The organism is Bacillus sp. DB-2 (assembly GCF_003315125.1).
Lineage (GTDB): Bacteria > Bacillota > Bacilli > Bacillales > Bacillaceae_G > Bacillus_A > Bacillus_A mycoides.
In genome coordinates this window covers 1-23,479 of record NZ_QNRN01000014.1, presented here as the reverse complement: position 1 = coordinate 23,479, position 23,479 = coordinate 1, and the positions used below count along the sequence as shown (strand labels likewise).

Here is a 23,479-nt window from a genome sequence, read left to right as displayed (position 1 = left end):
CCCCTTATAATTTTGGTTTCTTTAAAGAATAAGCGATGTTTTGTACAAGCAAAACACCATCTTGAACTCCTTCAATAATGACCTCGGTTCCTTGTGAAATATCTTTTTTTCCAATTGTTTTCGCTGGTATTGCATTACTTCCAAATTGGGATGAGATTAATACTTCTCCAAATCCTTCTGTAGGAATTGTCGTAATGACTTCCCCCTTGCAACCAATGAATTCATCCATACGTTGCACAGTATTTTGTTCCGCTTCTGCAATTGGTTTTAAAATTAGTATTTTCATTATGAAAACACCGATAAAAGATATAGCAAATGAGGATCCGAAAATAACGAGACTATTATAAGAATATAAATATTCTCCTATATAACTAAGTCCACATAACATGGCGAAAAAACTAAGTAGCAACGTTACAACGGATACAGATCCTCCACCAAAGCTAAATATTGATTCAAATATATCTCCAAAGAAGATATAAATGACAGTAAGTATAGTTGCAATTATAAATCCGTATAAATAAATTGTTTCAAGTGGATAACCAAACAAGACCATTTCTTATCCCCCTTTCTTAAACAATCCCTTTTTTGTTATGTGTATGCCCCACCTCTTTCAAAAAATATTAATCTTAATTTTCAGTTATTTAATTTTTAAAGAAAAACCTGTAAGACAGGTCTCTAAAAAAGAACAGGAGAAACCTATTGTGACAGGCTCCTCCTAGTAAATAACCGATATATTGTATATCTATATAATATACTGTTTTCCACAAAAAGTAAAGTTAAACATACATTGGAAAAGCACTTATTTTACTGATAATGCGTACGTTCCATCGCCATTATCATATTTATATACATACAAGTAATACTTACCTGGTTTTGCATTAAATTTTGCTTCTATATGATTTCCATTAGCTTGACCGTAAGCTGCGTAATTTTGCATATCTGATTCATGGTGAAGTACCCATGTCATCCCGATTCCATACTCATTTAAAACAGAAATATCGATATCTTTCGCTGATGCGACATTAAATGTATAAACATCGGTATGATCCCCACCGATAAGGCTACCTTTTATAGTAGTGTTTAACCCAATACGATTTGCTTCCTCTGAACGATTATTTGGTTCAGATTCTGTTAAACTCCCATCTTTAATCGTAACAGTTGTTTCATTTCTGCTCTCTTTACCTTTATCATCTTTTACTCTTAACGCTACTTTATAAGTTCCTTCTCTTTCATATGCATGTACTGGATTAACTTCTGTACTTGTACTTCCATCCCCGAAGTCCCATAAATAAGAAACGATTTTTCCATCTTCATCGTTTGACCCATCACTTTTGAATTGAATTCCTTCTTTTACAAGCCCGTTATAAGGTCCGTTTACATTAACCGTCGGAGCTTTATTTTCTCCGTCATCTTTTGCGATACCGTGGAAGACTACATCATATTCAAATTGATTAGAGCTATTCACACGGTAATTGACGAAATATGCTGTAACCGTTTTGTAGCCACTCCATTCTTTTTGCGTCAATTGTTCTAAAGCCTCATTTACTCTTTTACTCATTGCTTTCCAGTCTTCTGACTCACCTTTTGTTACACTACCTGTAAATGTGCCTTCTAATGTAAATGTATTAAAGAATTGAGATGTATGCTTTGTCATTTTTGTATCTTTCATAGACAACGTTTCACTAATTTCTTTCTTCACTTCTGTTAGTGCTTTTGGTGCATGTTCAGCTAAATAATCATCTGCTACTTCCGGCACATTGTACTTATCTTGATTATCAATTAACTGCTGCATATACTCTTGATACTCTTTATTTAACTTAGAATCTTTACTTAAAGTCTCACGATACGTATCATAATTTCCCACATCATTCGCACGAATTAAATCTTGAATTTTATCAAACGTTTCAAATTGATGAGTATATAAGTAAGACTGCAATGCGAACGAGTAGTTATAGAAATCCCAAGAACCATATTTAGCAAATAGTGTACGCTCTGCTGTATAACGACTTGCAGGATCAGATGATAATCCACTAATGATGCTCTTTCTTGGTACAACGTTATTTGTACGAGTAGATCCTGCGAAAAATTCTGCATTCCCTTCTTGGAACCAAGTTAATCTTTCATTTTGATACATATCTCCTCTTCCAAATAAACCGGGAACTTCATATCTCCCTTGAAGATAATGAGTAAACTCATGACGGAATAACTCTTCTAAACTATAAATACTTTGCTCTGGCGTACGCTCATATGTAAAGAATGTCCCTGTCTCTTCAATATAAATTCCACCGTTGTTTGTTTCATATCCATACAATTGTCTATTTAACTGGTATTCGTCTGGAGTGTTATAGATTACTATCGTTAATACGTCGTCTGCATTACCTTGTTCTAAAGCTTTGTCATTTCCGATCACACGGTGATATTGCGCTTTTACTTCCTTCGCAGCCCAATATAATCTCTTGATTTTTTCTTCTGACACTTTATCCCCAGTTTTAAATACAATAGATCCATCATCGAATGTATACGTTTTTGGTAAGTATTGCTCTTTTCCTTCTTTACGTATCTTCTCTAAATCTACCGTATTCCCGCTATAATCTTTCCCATTATAGTTTGTTGTAATTTGTTCTACTGCAACAAAATACGGCTCACTTAAACGTGGGTACATATGCATTGCCTGTGTAACAACCTCTAATCCTTTATTTGGATTACTATGAAACTTACCTAAACGACTAGCAAAATAAATTCCATTATTAACGAGCCATTTATTCTCTGGCGTTACTTCATTTAGAAGAGCAATACGATTTATTTCATTAATAAACCCATCTACTTTTCCATACCACATCGTTTCATTCGCTTCTTTACGAGCCTCATTTAAGTAAGATTGTATATCATAATCAATGCCTTGCATCATATCGTATACAGCTTGTCCTTTCATACGATCGTCTACATATGCATTAAAATTATCATTATATTGTTTTAAAATATTCGATGCGTATTGCACCGTTTCAACATCACTTGATGCATTACTAATTAATTTTCCATATGCAGATACGACTGTATCTTGCTCATTTGTTCCAAGCTTAAAGTTGGGATTTTTCGCAATAGCTTTTAACGCTGGTAAACATTTGTCCTGGAAGCTTCTTTCATTTAAGTCGCTTAATTCATTATTATAAAATGCAAGATAAAAAGCTGAACGTAACACCTCAGTAAACGTTTGAATTCCTTTTGAATCATCTTTCGTAAATGTACTACCTCTATGAGCTAATTCGTCTATAATTACTTGCATTTTTCCGTTATCTTTATAAAAGGCTTTTGCATCTTCATTAAACTGGAATAAGTCTGTAATTTGGTGCCACTTAATACTGCCTAACGTTTCAATTAATTCTTGATCATTCATTTTGTTTAAATCAGCCATTGAATAGCTTTCTTTAGCTTGCTTTACTGCCGAGTTCTTCGTAATAGATGCTGGTCGCTGTGAAAAATCTCCTACTTTTAAACGTTCTTGAAATGATAATGTTTCCTCAGCTTTAGAAGCGTGTCCGATCTCATCTACTGGTTTTTCAATTCCAACTGGTTTCGAATGCAATACATTATACGGTACCTTTTCTTCTGCTGATACATTCGTTTGAATTGCTCCGAGCGATAGCGCCATTGTACTAATACTAAGCAACACTTTATTGATCTTTGATTGCTTGTTCATATTATTGCCCCCTATTTATATATTCCATTCAAGAAATTAACATATTATCTGGATGAAATGATATAAAATGCAATATTTCATATTATTTCTTCATACATTTTGAACATATAGTGAACGAAAGGGACTTACAGTTGCCACTACAGTTGCTCCATTATTTAAGCAATCGAAACATCCTCGTATTAATATCCTTCCCCTATTCAAAAAGCCCTTATCATAAGCATATTTCAACATGAAATTGTTATAATAAGGGCTTCTCAAAAACTTATATAATTATTTTATATAATAATAAGATAAAACGTTATTTATTTCTTAAATAATCTCTTTCTAAATACAAACATACTTAATGCTGAAAGAACAAGTGCTAATCCAGAAAGTAAGGTCGGTGTGTTAGCTTGACCACCAGTTGCTGCTAAAGACTTCTGATTTTCCTCTTGCTTATTAGCATGTTGTTTATTTGAATCTTTTTCTTTCGCACTCTCTTGTCCTACCACTTTTACTGGACCAACTTGATTATTCCCTTTTGGCTCTTGATCCAATCCAGTTGCTGATTCTTTTACCTCTTCTTTTGTACCTGCAACTTCTTTCGCCGGCTCTTTTACTTCTTCTTTTGTTTCTTCAACTTCTTTTATCGGCTCTTTTACTTCTTCTTTTGTTTCTTCAATTTCTTTTACCGGCTCTTTTACTTCTTCTTTTGTTTCTTCAATTTCTTTTACCGGCTCTTTTACTTCTTCTTTTGTTTCTTCAACTTCTTTTACTTCTTCTTTTGTTTCTTCAATTTCTTTTACCGGCTCTTTTACTTCTTCTTTTGTTTCTTCAACTTCTTTTATCGGCTCTTTTACTTCTTCTTTTATTTCTTCAACTTCTTTTACCGGCTCTTTTACTTCTTCTTTTATTTCTTCAACTTCTTTTGTTGGTTCTGTCACTTCTTCTTTTTCAACTATATTCTGGATAACTGTTCCATTAAAGCTTATACTAGTTTCATCCGAATCTAAATCAAATTTATATACCTTTTCACCTGGAGTACTCCATTTCATTACTCCGTTATTAAACGTTCCACCCTCACTTGTTAGTTTAATATTCTCAATAGTTTCTCCTTCTAAGTCATATACCGGAACTTGAATTTCTTCATTTACTTTCGCTTCATTTAAAATGATTTTTTGTCTTCCGGCATCAATTGAAAACCATTGACCTAATTGTATTAACGGCCTTACATCACGAATCTCATTTCCAGCTAATTTTAAACTTAGTAGGTCTAACATTGAACCAAGAACTGATACATCTTTAATATGATTATCCGCAAGGTTTAACCACTGTAAATTTTCCAGTGAAGATAACGGCGTTATATCTTCAATTTTATTATGAGATACATTCACGTCTTTCAATTGTTTCAAGTTTGAAATGAACTCAATATTTTTCAACCCTACTCCTTCTAAAGTGAGGTTTTCTAAGTTCGTCATGTATTCTAAACCAGTTAGATCTTTTATCTCTTTTCCTTTTTCTTTAAGTATCTCTAATGTTTTAATCTGTAATAAATCTTCTTTTGTTATAGGGGCATTTAGATTCTCTCTACCAAAATTCTTTTTATTAATATGTTGTTGTAAATTTTTATCAAGAATTACATTTTTATTTTCTGTTTGTTTTTCAACTATACTTTGTATAACCGTCCCATTAAATCTTATTTTACTTTCAGCAGGATTCGTATCTAGTTTAAATTCATATATTTTTTCTCCAGGACTATTCCATTTTATAAATCCGTTACTCAGCGTAGCCCCCTCACTTTTCAATTTAATATTTTGAAGTGGCTCTCCTTTAAAATTGTATACTGGAATTTTTATTTCTTCATCTACGCTTGCTTCATCTAAAAAGATTTTTTGTCTTTGAATATCTATTGAAGTTCGCTTACCCAATTCCTCAACAGACTTTATGTCAGAAATTTCATTCGCTCCAAGATTTATCTCATGTAAATTTGTTAAATTACTCAGTGGCGATATATCAGAGATATAATTCTCTTCTAAATTCAATACTTGTATTTTTACTAATTTAGATAATGATGATATATCTTTTATTTCACTATCAGCAATTTCTAGTTCAATAAGATTACTCATTTTACTAATAGGCTCAACATCACTAATTTTATTATTTCCTATCCATAATAGATTCACATTCTTTAACTTCTCAATACCCGAAAGATTACTAATTTGATTATTTGCTAAGTATACTTCTTCTAACGATAATACTGTAAATAATGGTGTAAGATCCTTTATATTATTACCAATTAAATCTAATATTTTAATCTTTTTCATTTGACTTAACGGTGTAAGATCTGCAATTTTGTTATCTCTTAAAAAGAGCATGTCAAGATTCTCTAGCTTAGAAACGGGTTGAATGCTTTCAATTGGATTAGAGGATAAATCTAAATATTTCAAATGTCTCAATCCCGAGATAACAGATATGTCTGTTATATTAGACTCTCTTAATGTCAACTTCTCTAAGTTTGTCATATATTCTAAACCAGCTATTTCATTTATCCCCTCACCTGAGTATATGGATAATGTTTTAATTTGTAATAAATCTTCCTTCGTTATAGGTTCATTTATATTTTTTCTCTCTAAATTATTTTTATTAATATGCTGTTGTAATTTCTTATCAACTATTACATTTGCACTTTCATCTTGTTGATCCACTTTATCCTCTTTATTTTCCTTTTGTTCTTCTGGAACATTGCCTTCTAAACTCAATGTATTTACTTCAAATTGCACTTGATACTTATTATCATAGGCCATTGTTGGAATATAAATATGCATTTGCATATTATACCTCTTTCCTAATTCCCCTACTTCAAACTGAATCACTTTCGTTCCATTTTTCTTTTTATCTTCTGATATTACTTTTACATCATGAAACACACCAGGAGTATGAATATCTTCTGTTTTCAAGTATTTGAAGAAATCACTATCACTTAACGTTGCCGTTACAATTTTCTTCCCATTCTCAATTGTTAATTTCGGATTTTTTATATAAACAGCTGCCATAGACTCTTCATTCGTTTTATCTTTATACGCTTTAATAACAGCATCATATGTACCATCTTCTAAAGCATATCCCGTTTTATTAGCCTCAATTGCTACCGCTGCTAAAGCAGGTGTTGAATACGCAGCAAACGGTAGCGATAACGCCGCAGCGATAATCATCGCATTTATATGTTTTCTTTTAGTTTTTTTCAACTTTACATCTCCTCCAAAATATATAAATCGAAATGTAATCATTTCTCGAATAAATGATAATGATTTTCATTATCATTGTCAACTAAAAAAATAAAAAGTTTACAAAAAAACAACCCCTTTACAAGGGGTTATGCCATTTTTTCTCCTGATTCTTCTTTAAAAAAGCTTTTCATCGCATGGAATACATCTGCTTTTTGCTTTAAAATATAATATCTGAAATTCTCGTCTTTAATATTTTTATATGCTGACATAAGCGTACTGTGGCGGTTGTACTGATTCACTTCCCCATACCCAAACATATTACACTTCTTCATCAACTCTTCCACAAGCTTTACGCATCTAGCATTATCCGAAGTTAAATTATCACCGTCTGAAAAATGGAATGGATAAATATTATAACGGTCTGGTGAATATTTATTATCGATTAACTCAAGTGCTTTTTTGTATACAGAAGAACAGATCGTTCCACCACTTTCCCCTTTTGAGAAAAACTCTTCTTCTGTGACGACCTTTGCTTCCGTATGGTGAGCAATAAACTCAATGTCTACGGTTTCATACTTTGTGCGTAAAAATCTTGTCATCCAGAAAAAGAAGCTACGTGCCATATACTTCTCCCATATCCCCATCGATCCACTCGTATCCATCATCGCTAATACAACGGCTTTTGAATCTGGCTTTAACACTTCATTCCAAGTACGGAACTTTAAATCTTCTTGGTGAATTGGATGGAAAGATGCTTTACCACGCATTGCATTTCGTTTATATGCAGATATCATCGTCCGTTTCTTATCAATATTTCCCCATAATCCTGTTTTTCTAATATCATTAAATTCAATATGTTCAATCCGGTTTTCATCCATTTCTTTTCTCTTTAAATTAGGCAGCTCTAACTCTTTGAAAAACGCTTGCTCCAATTCTAAAATTGAGACTTCTGCTTCATAATAATCTTCTCCAGCTGCATCTCCTGCCCCTTGCCCTTTTCCTGGTCCCTTCTGCTTTTGACCACCGGATCCATCTCTTGCAACAACATCACCAACTTTACTGTCACCGTTTCCTTGCCCAACGTGTTTGTTTTTATCATAATTGTATCTAATCTTATATTCATCTAAAGAACGAATCGGTATTTTCACAACATCCTTGCCATTAGACATAACTATACTTTCTTCTGTTACAAGGTCTGGTAAATTATTTTTGATTGCCTCCTGCACTTTTTCTTGATGGCGTTGTTGGTCGTCATATCCTTTGCGATGGAGGGACCAGTTTTCCTGTGAAATCGTATAATTTGGTTGGTTTTCTTCGCCCATTCCTTTCCCTCCTTACTGTAATTGTCTTCCTCTATGAACAGCAATCTATAAATTTTGTTCTGTAATATGCCAAGCTAGAATATTTGAAAGGTAACTGTCCATCGAAAATCATCCCATAAACATATATAGCGTTTTTCATACAATACTCCGAGCATCCTAAACAAAATTTTGCCACTCACATACTAGAAAGAAATATTCAGCCGTTGATAAGAAAGAAACACAATGCATTGTTGCACACATTTTCACTTTGCAACATATTGTATTGTGTTGGCTTTTTTCGTATGAATGGTTGGTTACTCTATCATATGCATATTGTAAAAATAATTGACAATAAATTCATGAAATTGCATCTTAATTTATTATATTCGGACAAGGTATGACACTTTTTACAAGTATCAATAGATAACAAAACGCCGTCCCAAGAACAAGAGACAGCGTTTTGTTATCAAACTATCGATTTAACAAACTACCTACATATCGTAACAATTCATTCGCAGATGAAGAATTATAGCCATGCTCATCAATTAAGCGTGCAACAACATCATTAATTTTCTTAAGCTGATTTTCATCTGGCGTTTTCGTTGATGTTGTAATTTTCACTATATCTTTTAAATCAGCAAATAGTTTTTTCTGAATCGCTTCACGAAGACGTTCATGTGAATTATAATCAAAGCGCTTTCCTTTACGGGCATAAGCAGAAATTCGAATTAAAATTTCTTCACGGAATGCTTTCTTAGCATTTTCTGAAATTCCAATTTGCTCTTCAATCGAACGCATAAGTTTTTCATCTGGGCTCATTTCTTCGCCCGTTAAAGGATCACGTAATTTTGATTTATTGCAGTACGCTTCGACGTTATCTAAGTAATTATCCATAAGTGTCTTAGCTGATTCTTCGTATGAATAAACAAACGCTTTTTGTACTTCTTTCTTAGCAATTTCATCGTATTCTTTTCTCGCTAATGAGATGAAATTCATATAGCGCTCTCGATCTTCATTACTAATTGATGGATGCTGATCCAACCCGTCTTTTAGCGATCTAAGTACATCTAGTGCATTAATAGATGGTACCTCTTTTCGAATAATTGTAGAAGAAATTCGGTTAATGACATAACGAGGATCAATCCCCTTCATACCTTCATCTTGATATTCGCGTTGCAATTCTTCTACATCAATCGCATTATATCCTTCTACCGTTTCTCCATCATATAAACGCATCTTTTTAATTGAATCAATATCCGGACGCTTCGGATCTTTTAAACGAGTTAAAATAGTGAACATTGCCGCAACGCGAAGTGTATGCGGTGCAATATGAACATTAGACACATCACTTTCACGAATCATTTTTTCATAAATATGTTCTTCTTCACTAACCCGTAAATTATATGGAACCGGCATTACAATAATTCGTGAATGCAATGCTTCATTTTTCTTATTTGCTATGAAGGAACGATACTCCGTTTCATTTGTATGCGCTACAATTAATTCATCTGCTGAAATAAGCGCAAATCTTCCTGCTTTAAAATTCCCTTCTTGTGTAAGCGATAGTAAATGCCATAAAAATTTCTCATCACATTTTAACATCTCTTGGAATTCCATCATGCCGCGGTTCGCCTTATTTAATTCTCCATCAAATCGATATGCACGAGGATCTGATTCCGAACCGTATTCTGCAATTGTAGAAAAGTCTAGACTACCTGTTAAATCGGCAATATCTTGTGATTTTGGATCAGAAGGACTAAATGTACCAATTCCTGTACGGCGATCTTCAGAGAAGAAAATACGCTCTACAACTACATCCTCAATTCTTGATCCATATTCTTGCTCTAAACGCATAACATTTAATGGTGATAAATTCCCTTCAATCCTTACTCCATATTCATCAAAGAAATCATTCCGTAAATGCTGTGGAATTAAATGAAGTGGATCTTCATGCATTGGGCATCCTTTTATTGCAAAAATCGCTCCACGATCTGTTCGTGAATATGTTTCTAATCCTCGTTTCAACATCGTAACTAATGTTGATTTCCCCCCACTAACAGGCCCCATTAATAACAAAATACGTTTCCTAACATCTAATCGTTTTGCAGATGGATGAAAATATTCTTCCACAAGGCGTTCTAAAGCATCCTCTAATCCAAATAGCTGATTACTAAAGAAGTTATATTTTCTTCTACCATCAACTTCTTCAATTCCAGCATCTTTTATCATATTGTAAATGCGAGAGTGTGCTGTTTGAGCCACCCATGGTCTTTCTTTCACAAGCTCCAAATACTCCGCAAACGTACCTTCCCATTGTAAACGTTCTTCTGCTTCCCGATATTGTTCAATTTTCTTTAAAATATCCATTATAGCTCCTCCCCCATCTCCTTGTTCAATCGGATTATTATAAAAGGTATGCTAGGATGTCCTTAAACATTCTTTAAATCAAAACGAAATATATAATAGCGCTATAAAATTCTCTCCAAAATTCAAAGAAAATTCTGTATAATAAAGGTATTAAAGTTTTCACGCTGCTATTCATTGTAAATAAATTCTTTTCTTCTAGGAACCTTACATACATTTCGATTCACAAATAGGATTCGTAAACCGAAAAAGTAAGGAGGAAATTAGTATGAAGTTATTATTAATTTTAGGTGTATCCCTCACATTTCTTACAGCTATTTTCACATCTGGTTATAACGATAAACCAGGTACACAAAAAAAGTGATGTGCTTTTCAGCACATCACTTTTTTTCTTGTTTTTTATACACTATTTAAAATAAATATTTTCCACATCGTATATCGATAAAGGGCGATTATAAAAATAACCTTGCGCTATTTTTACATTTTTCTCCTTTAAAAACTGTATTTGTTCCGCCTTTTCTACTCCTTCTGCAATTACATTTAACCCTAGAGTATGTGCTAAATTAATAATTGCAGCCGTAATATTCGTATCTCTTTCATCTTTATATATACCTTCCATAAAAGAACGATCAATTTTTAACGTATCAATCGGATATGTTTTTAAATAACTTAAAGATGAATATCCCGTTCCAAAGTCATCTAAATGAATCTTTAAATTTTGTTCCTTTAACTGCAATAACACTCTTTTTGATACATCTTTATGTATAAGAGCCCCTTCTGTAACTTCTATTGCTAATAAATGAGGGGGAACGTTGTACTTATTTAAAGCACGTGTAATCATCTCTATTAATGTAATAGAGCGAAAATGTTTAGCTGAAATATTAACTGCGATTGGTACAACCACATATCCTTTATTTAACCATTCACGTATCTGTTCACAAACTTGATGTACTACCCATTCATCAAGTTTAATAATAAACCCTGTTCTTTCAGCAAGTGGGATAAATTGATTGGGCGAGACAAAACCCAGCTCCTTATTCTCCCACCTTATTAAGGCTTCCATACTGGCTATCTTCCCCGTTTCAATATTGATTTGAGGTTGATAATATAGGGAAAATTCATTTTTTTCTATAGCACGATGTAACTGATTTTCTATTATAAATCTTTGTTCACGTTCACAATCTAATCCACTACAATAAAAATGATAATACCCTTTTCCTTTTTCCTTTGCATTTTCCAAAGCTGCGTCGACTCTTTGGAAAAGTATTTTTTCATCCATTCCATCTTCTGGGGCCATTACAATCCCAATTGATGCACTCAAATAAACATCCTCTTCTTCTATTACAAAATGCCCACTAATTTTTTTTAATATTGTTTGTGCAACTTCCTCTACGTATTCTCTCGTTATATTTTCTATTAACATAACAAATTGATCATCATGTTCTCTAAATAAATGCATATCTTCTATTTTTAGGTCTCGTAAGCATTCAGTAACTTTTTTTAAGACTTGATCCCCTTCTTTATGACCAAATGTATCATTAATAAGGTGAAATTCATCCAAATCTATAAAAACCAATGCGAATTCTTTATTCTCAGCTAAAAATTCATTTAGCTTATTTGTACATGATATTCTATTCATTAACCCCGTTAACTGATCAAAGTAAGCCAAATATTCTGTTTTCATCTCATTTAATACTTGCTTCGTAACATCCCTCGTAACAATGTACACCCCGACGATTTCACTATTCACAATAATGGGGATTGTCCTCACGGAAATATAAAGTTCATATCCTTCTTTATGAATATATTTCTTTGCAACAATTTGTTTTGCTCTTCCCTGTAAAGCATTTTTAAATATAATTTGAAAAGTTTTTTCATATTCTTTATTTATAAACTGAAAAATAAATTGGTCCTTTAACTCTTCATATCGATACCCAAAAATTTCATAAGTCGCTGGATTTGCATATGTAATTCTTCCCATAGAGTCTACAGATATAATGGAATCATTATTATATTCTAGTAATGACTTAAATAACATTTGTTTTTCTTCTATTTCCACTTTTTTCTTAACCTGTGCTGTAATATCTCTAGTAATACAAATAATAAACTGACATGTTCCATTTACATCGCATACTGGATTAAGTGAAGATTCATAATGTATATCACCAGTTGGCAAACTAATTACATCACAAAATGTAATTGCTCTCGCTTCTCTCATTACTTTTGCATATTGTCCTTGCAATAACCTTGCCGTATCTTCTGGTAATACTTCTGCAAAAGTTTTCCCATAACATTCTTTCCCTAGCCTGGCGTGATTCATTCCTATTTTATTCACATAAATATATTTAAAAGTTTCATCATCAATAACTTTCACAATAAACACTAAATCTTGAATAGCATGTAACAATCCCTGTCTTACTAAATCCATATCTATCATACTTAAAAAGGTATTTTGATTATTATATTGTTCCTTCATATTTATCTCAACCCGTCTTATCTATTTTTATTCATATATCTCATTCTATATGAATATGTACCTTTTTTAAAATGTATGATTACATATTTTTTTAAAAATAAAAAAGCCGCCAAATGGCGACTTTTAATAAACGATTTCTAAATCTAATCCTGGATAATTTTGTTGACGGAACGCTTCATAAATTAAAATTGCTGCTGTATTAGATAAATTTAATGAACGTACTTTATCCGTCATTGGAATACGTAAACAATGATCGAAGTTTTCTTCAATTACATTAGCTGGTAATCCATTTGTTTCTCTTCCAAATACGAAATAGTAATCCTTCTCACGTTTGCTATAATCAAATGCTGTATGAGCTTTCTCGCCATACTTTGTTAAATAAAAGAATTCACCATCTTTATTTTTCTCATAAAATTCTTCGATTGAATCATAATACGTAACTTTTACGTGCTGCCAATAATCTAATCCTGCACGCTTTAACATTTTGTCATCCGTTGAAAATCCAAGCGGTCTAATCAAATGCAATTCTGTTCCAGTTGCTGCACAAGTACGTGCAATATTTCCTGTATTTGCTGGAATTTCTGGTTGATATAAAACAACATGTACTCCCACGCGATATTCACCTCTATTTTTTATCTACTACGTATTATACCACTTGAACGAAAAATCTCTACCCATTAATAATATGAAAGAATTTATATTTCATTTGTGGTGTATATTTACTAGAATCTTCATAGTTCCAATAACGCCTGCGGCTATTCGCTGAATGTGCATTTACAAGCGGCATACCATCTGCGTCTTTTGCTACTACAATTGTCGTATGATTCCACCTACCATCATCCTCAAAATCATACGCAATTACATCGCCAAGAATAAGGTCTTCTGGCCTTTCTACTGCTTCTGCTCGAAGCCCTGTTGTAGCACCTGACAAATACCAATAAAAAGAGTGTGCTACAGCCCAGCTCCAACTCCACTGGTTTCCCCTTTGCCACCACCCTTTACGAATGTTAGGATGTCCATTCATTGGTACTTCTCCAGTGTGCAGACATTGTGAAATGAAATTTGTACAATTATCCGGAAAATTACGGTATGCAGAATTACGATCATCCCACCAACGCTCTGCATATTTCACTGCCTCTAAACGATTATATTGATATGAACCGTATTTTTCTTTCGTGACTTCCCGTTCTAACGTTTCACCTATTCCTATTTCTTCTGACACTTCAAGAGCATAATCATCTATTATACAACTATTTTTTAAATAAACTCGTCGTTTTAATTGTTCCTCTTCGATATAAAATAATTCTTTATGCTTAATTAAATATTTCAAGTGTATTTGATAATCAATTTCTTGATGCTCATTACTATTTAATTGTCTAATGAAAGAAATATCTGCAGTTGCTTTCACTATATGTGCACTACGCTTTTGAAACAATTGTTTCTTTCTCTGTACCATTTGTAACAAATCTACTGCAATACCATCTACATCTGTTCGTTTCTCTGTTATATATGCTAAAAACTGTTGCACTTGCTTTTCAATATTCGCTTTTACAACCATTTCGTCTCCCTCCCATATTACAATATGAAAAAGGGAGATATTATCTACTCTTTTTTCTGTGCTAACAATTCAAGTCCACGATTCATTTCATGAAGAACCTCTTCATCTTTCTCACGTTCCATCGCTTTTTCAATCGCTTCTCCTACTCCATCTCCACCAATTTTCCCAAGTGCCCATGCTGCTGTTCCTCGAAGTACTGGTCTTGGATCATCTTTCATAACACCGATTAAATCAGGAATTGCTGCTGTTTCTTTAAAATGTGCAAGTGCTAAAATAGCATTTCGTTGCAATGGTTTTTTACCTCTCCATGAACCAGACATAATTCCATACTTCTCTTTAAAATCACGATTACTAATTGTTAAAAGTGGTGTTAATAACGGTTTAACTAACTCAGGGTCAGGCTCCATTTCAGGATGGTTATGAAAATCCATTCCTTTATTTTTCGGACAAACAGTCTGACACGTATCACATCCATATATACGGTTTCCTATTTTATCGCGATATTCTTCAGGCAGAAACCCTTTTGTCTGTGTTAAAAATGCAATACATTTCTTCGAGTCCAACTGCCCCCCTTGTACTAAAGCACCTGTAGGACAAATATCAATACATTTCGTACAACTTCCACATTGATCTTCTATTGGCCGATCAGGAGGGAATGGAACATTCGTAATCATTTCTCCTAAGTATACATACGAACCAAATTCCGGCGTAATAATAGCGCAGTTCTTACCACTCCATCCAATACCGGCACGCTCTGAAACAGCTCGATCACTTAGCTCCCCTGTATCAACCATTGATTTCACTTCTATATCCGGCAGCTTTTCGATTAAATACGCCTCTAACTTTTGCAAACGATCTCGTAGAACAAGGTGATAATCTTGGCCCCAAGAAGCACGGCAAAAAATCCCACGTCGTTCCCCTCGTTTACTTAATGGTGCATTTTTTAATTTTGAAGGGTATGCTAAAGCAATCGCAATAATTGATTTCGCACCAGGTAACAATAGCTGTGGATTCGTTCTCTTCTCTATATCAGGCTCTTCGAATCCAGACTGATAATTCAATTGTTGTTGCTGGATTAGACGCTGCTTTAATTCCTCAAATGGTGAAGCACTGGCAAAACCTATTTTATCTATACCAATCGTTTTACTATACGCAATTACATCTTGCTTTAATTGTTCAAAGTCCATTTTCAATCGCCTCCACCGATGAATTCATCCCTTATGTAACGACTATATTGGTTATCAATTCACTTTTGGAATAATATTCTTCACTTCTATTTTCGCATACAATTATGATTTTCAAACATTAAAAAACGCAATGCTTCGTTTATCTTAGAAACGAAACACTGCGTTGATCACAATTTATTAGAAAAACATTAAATAAAATTTGGAGCGGGTGAAGAGAATCGAACTCTCGACCAGAGCTTGGAAGGCTCTTGTTTTACCACTAAACTACACCCGCAAATATGAAAAAAATATAAGATATTGAAATAACTTATGTAAAGTAGTATAGCATGTAAAAAAAATCGAAGCAAGAAATTTATCGAAAAAAGTCGAAAAAGTGATGAGATACCTCATCACTTTTTCAATTCTTTATCAATCGCCTTCTTCATACTATCGAAATCAGGGTTTGCAAGATTCCCATTTATATATACTGAAGGAGCACCTTGAACTTTTAATTTTTGAGCACGATCTGAATCTTTACGTACTTTGTCTTTCATTTCTTTACTGTGTAAATCTTTTTTAAACTGTTCTACATTAATTTTCGGAAGCTTTTCTTTCACAATATTAAGAAGTAATTCTTCTGTAATCCATTCTTCCGTATCTTTCTTTTGATTTTGATAAATCTCATCATAGAAAATCCAGAATGAATCTTGATCTTGTTTATAAATTGCTTCACCGGCAGCTGCACCTAAATCAGAGTCTTTTCCGATAAACGGGAAGTTAATAAAATATAACTGCACTTTACCTTTATCAATATACTCTTCTTTTAATCGTGGTAATACTGTTACATCCCAAGTACGACAAGCTGGACATTTAAAGTCTCCAAATTCAACTACCTTAACTGGAGCATCATCTTTCCCTAAAGATTGTTGCGTAGAATAAGCAAACATCTCATTCCCTTTATCTTTCTTGTCATTTATGATGCTATACACAATCGTCCCGATTACAATCAATACTGCGATAGAAAAAACTATACCAAGAGCCATGAGTTTGTTTGATGATTTCATATACATTCCTCTTTAATTTCATATTCTGTATACATCATTGTACACAATACACATAATATCAATACTTACATAGGTCACGCAATGAACACGCTCACATAAATTACAAAAATACAACATTTGTGACAATATTGTGTCGCCTTTTGTCACAAATTATTAAAAAAGAAGCTCCTATGTAGGAACTTCTTTTAACTTACTGCTTTTTCACGGGCATTTTTTAACATGGATTGCTCTGTTTTTATATCATGGCGAATTACTAATTTCTCACTAACTGCTTGCACATATTCATCATGATTTATATACCCTTCTTTCTCCATTAGCCTTAAAACTACATTCCGTCTCTCAACTGCTTTATCATAATTTTGTGCAGGTGAGTAATAAGCCGGTGCTTTTACTATAGCAGCCATCATTGCACTTTCAGCCAGTGTTAATTGATCCACCTTTTTACCGAAGTAAAGGTTTGCTGCTTTTTCAATCCCCCATGCGCCTTCTCCGTAGTAAATATTACTTACATACAATTTTAATATCTCATCCTTTGTGAATGTACGTTCAATCTTTTTCGTATAAAAAATTTCTTTCCACTTACGGGAAAATGTACGTTCATTAGATAAGAAAGCATTTTTAGATAACTGCTGTGTAATCGTGCTTCCTCCTTGCACAACACCACCAGCTTTTATATTTTCAATAGACGCCCTGATAATCGCTATATAGTCTAAACCGTTATGATGATAAAACCTTTTATCTTCCGTCGCAATAAATGCGTTTGTTAATGATTCTGGCACCTCTAACTTAGCGGGTACATGTAATTTACTAATATCACTTCGCTCAATCATTACATTTCCAGCGAATAATAATGCAAAACTTAACAATAATAATAATATAATGGCTTTATAAAGAAATTTAGTTAATGGATTTAATGCAACTTTTTGATGATAATTCACTCTAGATAATACTCGTTCTTTCATCTCGAACACCTCTTTTCCACACAGCATATAACTCTTAATTTAAGAATACCTTGTTATAAAAGAATATCCCATCGATTTCTCTTACACCTACCTTACAACATTGTAAGGTGTAAAAATGTATTGTATCACAGTCCCTTTTTATCTACTATTCATATGAAATGTTGAATATACATTTGTTTATCACACTATTTATAGGCAGTAGGACTCTCCTTAATTTCACTTTATTCTTTTATTATATCAGTTTATACATTTATACTTTTAAACATCTAGCAATCTAATTATATACGATATATCACCATTATACAGAACAAACGTTCCGTAAATCAATACTAATCTCGCTATTTGTGAGCAGTAAGTCTTCTCCCTCAAAACTTGGCTAAAGCTAGGAAATTAGGTGGTAGTCCTGCTTCCTCCACCAATTATTAGCCTACACTTTATTATTGTGACCTTTTTCTGAAACAGTATACATAAAGAAAAGGTTAGCAATTTGAGCTGTCCTCAAATAACTAACCTTTTCTTTACAACCTTCCTATAAGATTATATGGCTGAACTTCCCATGTTTCGTATGGAATAAAATGCATTGCTTTCATCGCATCAAGTGTCCTTGATTTCATATGAGGACGCGTTATATACTCATCAATGTTCTCTTCGTTTAAAGCAACAAATTTAGCCTCTTGTATTTCTTCAGGTTGAATTTTTATTTCACCACTAACATATGCTACTTTAAAAACAACAGCTACAATATGCATAGAAGCATTATAATAAATCCCTGTAACTCCGATAGGCTTCACAGTTAATCCTGTTTCCTCCATTATTTCTCTGCAAACAGCTTGATCGAGCGCTTCCCCTTCTTCTACCTGTCCTCCAGGCATTTCCCACGTATCAGCTCGCCAGTGCACTTTCGTTAAAAGCACCTCATTCTTTTCATTTGTTAAATAACCTGCTACGGCAACAATATGCTTTGGTGTTTTATGCTCCACAGAAATACCTCCTAGAAATCCAGTTATTTCATGTACAATCTATAACCATATTCCCTACCTACAACAAAACACCTTTAATAATTCATCATCTTAATTAACTTCACAAAAAAAGACCTATTCGTTAAACGAAAGGATCTTCTGTCTTATTATTCTCCTAAGTCTACGTTGTGGTAAACTTGTTGTACATCTTCTAAATCTATAGATGAATAATTAATATATCAACGTTATTTAATTTTCCATCCCATATTTATACAAAGGGATATTACTTAATTGAGGTATATCATTTTTATCCATTCAAGCTACATATTAATAAATCTAAATATTAATTTGCGCTATGCTGAAACATTTTTTGCGGGTAATTCATTTTCTCTTCCTTTATTATATCTAGTTATTAGAAATCCTTGTATAGGTTTCTCAACACCAAAAGTAATAACTGTTGCTAAAGCTATTGATATTAATATTGGAACAAGGATAAATATCTCATTTATTAAGCCAAATTGTTCTATAAAATCAATAATGATATATCCAATACTTTGATGTATCAAATATAGACTGTAAGATATTGTTCCTAAGAATGTAAATATTCTAGTACCTAAGAAGCTCAATTTATTATTAATTAGTAAATAAAAGACTCCAACGAAACAACAGATTATTAAACCTGACAATACACCATGAAAGCAAAATTGAAACACTAATGCAAAAACAATAATCAAATAGTTGACTATCAATTTACTTTGTTTCAATTGATAAAACATGATACCAACAATGAATAAATTCGAATAATTTATTATACCTAAATCACCAATAATAGGAGTTATAAGGCTATTTACATAAAGTATTTTAATTGTAAATAGCCCCAGCAACCATAAACTTGTAATTAATACAGGTCGTTTAGCTAGTCCCATTGATAACAAGATTACACAAAAGATATAAAAAGTTACTTCTATACCTAAACTCCAATATGAACCATCCACCAAATCAATTCCTGTGCCTGGAATAACCCCTTGAAACATGGTTAAGTTAAACAAATAATCCCTTAAACTAACCCCCATCCCCTCTAAACCCATTAAAACTATAGTCATGAAAGTTAATGTTACTGCTACCAAATAAGCAGGATAAAGTCTAACCGCCCTCTTAAAGATGAAATCTTTTGTATTATTAGTTTTTAAAAGTGTCATGTATATAACAAAACCACTAATCATAAAAAATAAGTGTACCCCATAACTACCGTACTTAAAATTTAATAAATACTCTTCTTTTACGTGACCATAGGATTGATTATAAAAATAAGTGTAATGAAATAGTAGTACAGACAGTGCTGCTAAACCACGTAAAGCATCTAGTTCAGTTAACCTTTTCTCCTTCAAAAAGAACGCCTCCAAACAAATTGCGCTTTATTAAGAACATAAAATATATCATTCCCCATAAATTATTTAACTTCTACACTTTCATTTCGTGGCTAACTAAAGCTAATCCTTTTTGTTATTATATTTACCTTATTTAATTAACTAACCAATTGTATTACTTTATAGTAGTTATAGGTTTTAATTGTTCGGTTGGAGTAGTTCTTAATTTGCAAATCAAAAAGAAATCCCTTATAAATATATTCCAACAACGAAAAAACTCACCTCTTATATGAATGGTTTTCATACAAAAAGTGAGTTTTTATGTGTTTTGTTTCCCAAAATGAAAATGGTAAATTTATCACAGTATTTTTAAGAAATCTTCAAAATGGATATCGTAACCCTAAAAAATACTGTTTATATTTTACGGCTCTTTACCACTTTAAAATACTTACACTTTGATTATATACTTGGATTTAGTAAGACTGGCAGACCTTTCCTACAAACAAAGGATCTTCTGTCTTATTATTCCCCTAAGTCTACGTTGTGGTAAACTTGCTGTACATCTTCTAAATCTTCTAATGCATCAACCATTTTTTCAAATTGTACTTGAGCATCTTCAGGAAGTTCTACATCACTTTGTGCAAGCATTGTTAATTCTGCAACTGTAAATTCTTCAACACCAGCACCTTTAAGTGCAGATTGTACTGAATGGAACTGATCAGGTTCAGCATAAACGATAACAGAATCTTCTTCTTCTAGAATGTCACGTGCATCTACATCTGCTTCCATTAAGATTTCAAGAACTTCATCTAATGTTTTACCTTCAAGACCGATAACAGCTGTCGCATCAAACATGTAAGCGACAGAACCGTTTACACCCATGTTACCACTGTTTTTGCTAAATGCAGCTCGTACATCTGCTGCAGTACGGTTTACGTTATTTGTCAGTGTATCTACAATTACCATAGATCCGTTTGGTCCAAAGCCTTCATAACGAAGCTCGTCATAGTTTTCTTCTGAACCGCCTTTTGCCTTTTCAATCGCACGGTCAATAATTGTTCTTGGCACGTTGTATGTTTTCGCACGTTCTAATACAACTCTTAACGTTTGGTTTGATTCTGGATCTGGCTCGCCTTGTTTTGCTGCCACATAAATTTCACGTCCAAATTTCGCGTATATACGGCTTGTATTTGCATCTTTTGATGCTTTTTTTTCTTTAATATTGTTCCATTTACGGCCCATACTTTCCACTCTCTTTCCCATTTTAAATCTACATAAAAATATTAATATGAAATATAATGTGTATTCAACACATTTTTAAAAGAAATATAAAAAGTTCATTTTTGATTCATATTACAGACATAATATAAATCATTATCATTTTGTTCTTTCAACAAGTTATATTATACATGAATTCCTAAGTTTATTACGAATTTTAGAATCACATAGCATAATTTAACAAAAAAGACCCTAACATTTCTGTTAGGGTCTTTTTAGGTGACATTTATATAGAGTGCTACCCTTAAAATCCTTTATTTTAAAGCATTTTAAAAATTTTGAGCTTCTTTAAACATGATAAATTAAAATGAAACGGAGCCAAAATGGAATCATATTAAATAACTGACACCTTTTACTTTCATTTCTCTCCCTTGATTAAATTTATCATATTTCATTTATTACTGTGATGATTTATTTTATTATTTCTCGCTAAACAATAAGAAACAGGGCAAAGCTGCCATGTCCTTTTAAAGATTTGTTATGTAGTATGTTATGAACTATTCATTATTAAACTAAAGCTATTCCTTTTCATCCCTCTATTAATCCCCTAATATTACCATAATTACTTTCTATTGCTGTATAATTAAAATAGGAAAAAATTTGAAGAAAAAGATAGGGGAGAATTATGACACATTCAAATGAGAAAAAAGCGCATGGTCTTAAAGGGATAGGATAGGAGAAAAGCTAAACCCAACTATCTATCAAGTGAGATTCATAAAATTGGATGGTCCAATTCAATTTTAGCCGTTCCCTAAATTAAAGGAATTAGGGGACTGGTTGAGTACTTCAACGCAAATATGGTCGTGTCACTCAACTATGTACAAGTACAACAGAGAAGAGTTTGAAAAGAAGTTTTTCGAAATTACCAGCTGATAATGTGGTAATTTCAACTGGTGGTATCGGATTTAACTTCATGTCACCAGGGTGGAGAGATTCTCTCTAGAGTGCTCGAAAAAATTCTTGTATATGTAATATTCTACTGAAATTTTATCCTTTTAATACTCATAGTTTCTTCCAACTGTATCTAAAGTTCGTCACTTACTCACCGCACACTACCCCAACGCACTATTAGTGCTTATTTTGTAGTGTGAAGAAAACACAAAAAAACTCTACACAATTAGTGTAGAGCCTTAATGTTACGCCGTTCGTGATACCGATGGTCGGGGTCGAACCGACACTCCCGAAGGAACACGATTTTGAGTCGTGCGCGTCTGCCAATTCCGCCACATCGGCATAAAAGAAAGGCGGCAACCGGATTTGAACCGGTGGTAAAGGTTTTGCAGACCTCTGCCTTACCACTTGGCTATGCCGCCATATGAAGTTAAAATGGAGCGGAAGACGGGATTCGAACCCGCGACCCCAACCTTGGCAAGGTTGTATTCTACCACTGAACTACTTCCGCAAAAATGGCTGGGCTAGCTGGATTCGAACCAGCGCATGACGGAGTCAAAGTCCGTTGCCTTACCGCTTGGCTATAGCCCACCGAAGTTTTACTTAATTATATGTAAGTATCCATTAATTTATTTGTAATTTTAAAAAATAAAAATGGGGCGACTGATGGGAATTGAACCCACGAATGCCGGAGCCACAATCCGGTGCGTTAACCACTTCGCCACAACCGCCATGTTGTGTTTATATATTTGGCAGGGGCAGTAGGAATTGAACCCACACTGGAGGTTTTGGAGACCTCAGTTCTACCTTTAAACTATGCCCCTATGTAAAATGGTGGAGGGGGGCAGATTCGAACTGCCGAACCCGAAGGAGCGGATTTACAGTCCGCCGCGTTTAGCCACTTCGCTACCCCTCCGAAACTTACATGGTGCCGGCTAGAGGACTTGAACCCCCAACCTACTGATTACAAGTCAGTTGCTCTACCAATTGAGCTAAGCCGGCATATTTTATTAAAATGGTGGCTCGGGACGGAATCGAACCGCCGACACGAGGATTTTCAGTCCTCTGCTCTACCGACTGAGCTACCGAGCCTTATTAAAATGGCGGTCCCGACCGGGGTCGAACCGGCGATCTCCTGCGTGACAGGCAGGCATGTTAACCACTACACCACGGGACCATTTGGTTGCGGG

14 protein-coding genes, 11 tRNA genes and 1 pseudogene are annotated in these 23,479 nt (G+C 33.6%); 1 reads left to right on the top strand and 25 read right to left on the bottom strand.

Going from position 1 to position 23,479, the window contains the following annotated elements:
• Positions 1 to 4: 4 nt before the first annotated feature.
• The 15 genes from DET63_RS22090 to DET63_RS22020 form a co-directional block, all read right to left on the bottom strand.
• Positions 5 to 553, bottom strand: a complete 549-nt coding sequence (locus DET63_RS22090) for an NfeD family protein (protein ID WP_016121430.1) — start codon at positions 551 to 553, stop codon at positions 5 to 7.
• 246 nt (positions 554 to 799) lie between these two features.
• The gene (colA, locus tag DET63_RS22085; protein ID WP_061689358.1) at positions 800 to 3,697 is read right to left on the bottom strand and encodes a collagenase ColA; all 2,898 of its coding nucleotides are present in this window, start codon (positions 3,695 to 3,697) and stop codon (positions 800 to 802) included.
• A 302-nt stretch (positions 3,698 to 3,999) separates the two neighbouring features.
• Positions 4,000 to 6,921, bottom strand: a complete 2,922-nt coding sequence (locus DET63_RS22080; RefSeq protein ID WP_113937854.1) for a leucine-rich repeat domain-containing protein — start codon at positions 6,919 to 6,921, stop codon at positions 4,000 to 4,002.
• 128 nt (positions 6,922 to 7,049) lie between these two features.
• The gene (yhbH, locus tag DET63_RS22075) at positions 7,050 to 8,225 is read right to left on the bottom strand and encodes a sporulation protein YhbH (protein WP_016089393.1); all 1,176 of its coding nucleotides are present in this window, start codon (positions 8,223 to 8,225) and stop codon (positions 7,050 to 7,052) included.
• 450 nt (positions 8,226 to 8,675) lie between these two features.
• Entirely contained in the window at positions 8,676 to 10,571 is a 1,896-nt protein-coding gene (locus tag DET63_RS22070; RefSeq protein ID WP_113937853.1) for a PrkA family serine protein kinase, read from the bottom strand.
• 403 nt (positions 10,572 to 10,974) lie between these two features.
• A complete protein-coding gene (locus DET63_RS22065) occupies positions 10,975 to 13,044 on the bottom strand; it encodes a sensor domain-containing protein (RefSeq protein WP_113937852.1) in 2,070 nt (689 codons plus the stop codon).
• Positions 13,045 to 13,167: 123 nt separating this feature from the next.
• Complete coding sequence (trmL, locus tag DET63_RS22060) at positions 13,168 to 13,656, bottom strand: tRNA (uridine(34)/cytosine(34)/5-carboxymethylaminomethyluridine(34)-2'-O)-methyltransferase TrmL (RefSeq protein ID WP_000538149.1); 489 nt, start codon at positions 13,654 to 13,656, stop codon at positions 13,168 to 13,170.
• 58 nt (positions 13,657 to 13,714) lie between these two features.
• On the bottom strand, positions 13,715 to 14,602 hold the full coding sequence (locus DET63_RS22055) for an amidase domain-containing protein (protein ID WP_113937851.1): 888 nt from the start codon (positions 14,600 to 14,602) through the stop codon (positions 13,715 to 13,717).
• Between the two features lie 44 nt (positions 14,603 to 14,646).
• Positions 14,647 to 15,789: a tRNA epoxyqueuosine(34) reductase QueG gene (gene queG, locus DET63_RS22050; protein WP_002115986.1), complete on the bottom strand. Its 1,143-nt coding sequence runs from the start codon at positions 15,787 to 15,789 to the stop codon at positions 14,647 to 14,649.
• A gap of 200 nt (positions 15,790 to 15,989) precedes the next feature.
• Positions 15,990 to 16,063, bottom strand: a tRNA-Gly gene (locus DET63_RS22045).
• A 115-nt stretch (positions 16,064 to 16,178) separates the two neighbouring features.
• Entirely contained in the window at positions 16,179 to 16,832 is a 654-nt protein-coding gene (locus tag DET63_RS22040; protein ID WP_002091101.1) for a DsbA family protein, read from the bottom strand.
• 185 nt (positions 16,833 to 17,017) lie between these two features.
• Positions 17,018 to 17,794 (bottom strand): transglycosylase domain-containing protein, encoded by a 777-nt coding sequence (locus DET63_RS22035; protein WP_113937850.1) that lies wholly within the window; start codon positions 17,792 to 17,794, stop codon positions 17,018 to 17,020.
• A 518-nt stretch (positions 17,795 to 18,312) separates the two neighbouring features.
• Entirely contained in the window at positions 18,313 to 18,774 is a 462-nt protein-coding gene (locus DET63_RS22030; RefSeq protein WP_002063701.1) for an NUDIX hydrolase, read from the bottom strand.
• A 332-nt stretch (positions 18,775 to 19,106) separates the two neighbouring features.
• Positions 19,107 to 20,141 carry an acyltransferase family protein gene (locus DET63_RS22025; RefSeq protein ID WP_181777948.1) on the bottom strand — a complete coding sequence of 345 codons (1,035 nt, stop codon included), beginning with the start codon at positions 20,139 to 20,141 and terminating at the stop codon, positions 19,107 to 19,109.
• Between the two features lie 501 nt (positions 20,142 to 20,642).
• A complete protein-coding gene (locus DET63_RS22020) occupies positions 20,643 to 21,362 on the bottom strand; it encodes a YebC/PmpR family DNA-binding transcriptional regulator (RefSeq protein WP_002091105.1) in 720 nt (239 codons plus the stop codon).
• Positions 21,363 to 22,023: 661 nt separating this feature from the next.
• Here DET63_RS22020 and DET63_RS22015 point away from each other — a divergent pair.
• Positions 22,024 to 22,341 (top strand): annotated as a pseudogene (locus DET63_RS22015) (DUF3884 family protein).
• 208 nt (positions 22,342 to 22,549) lie between these two features.
• On the opposite strand, the gene DET63_RS22010 reads toward DET63_RS22015, so the two are convergent.
• The 10 genes from DET63_RS22010 to DET63_RS21965 all read right to left on the bottom strand — a co-directional run bounded on the left by DET63_RS22010 (position 22,550) and on the right by DET63_RS21965 (position 23,466).
• Positions 22,550 to 22,631: transfer RNA gene (locus DET63_RS22010), tRNA-Leu, on the bottom strand.
• Between the two features lie 9 nt (positions 22,632 to 22,640).
• A tRNA-Cys gene (locus DET63_RS22005) sits at positions 22,641 to 22,711 on the bottom strand.
• Between the two features lie 14 nt (positions 22,712 to 22,725).
• A tRNA-Gly gene (locus DET63_RS22000) sits at positions 22,726 to 22,800 on the bottom strand.
• A 5-nt stretch (positions 22,801 to 22,805) separates the two neighbouring features.
• A tRNA-Gln gene (locus DET63_RS21995) sits at positions 22,806 to 22,880 on the bottom strand.
• A 64-nt stretch (positions 22,881 to 22,944) separates the two neighbouring features.
• A tRNA-His gene (locus DET63_RS21990) sits at positions 22,945 to 23,020 on the bottom strand.
• A gap of 19 nt (positions 23,021 to 23,039) precedes the next feature.
• Positions 23,040 to 23,113 (bottom strand) — tRNA-Trp (locus tag DET63_RS21985).
• Between the two features lie 8 nt (positions 23,114 to 23,121).
• Positions 23,122 to 23,205: transfer RNA gene (locus DET63_RS21980), tRNA-Tyr, on the bottom strand.
• Between the two features lie 10 nt (positions 23,206 to 23,215).
• Positions 23,216 to 23,291 (bottom strand) — tRNA-Thr (locus tag DET63_RS21975).
• A 14-nt stretch (positions 23,292 to 23,305) separates the two neighbouring features.
• Positions 23,306 to 23,381, bottom strand: a tRNA-Phe gene (locus DET63_RS21970).
• Positions 23,382 to 23,390: 9 nt separating this feature from the next.
• Positions 23,391 to 23,466, bottom strand: a tRNA-Asp gene (locus DET63_RS21965).
• Positions 23,467 to 23,479 lie beyond the last annotated feature (13 nt).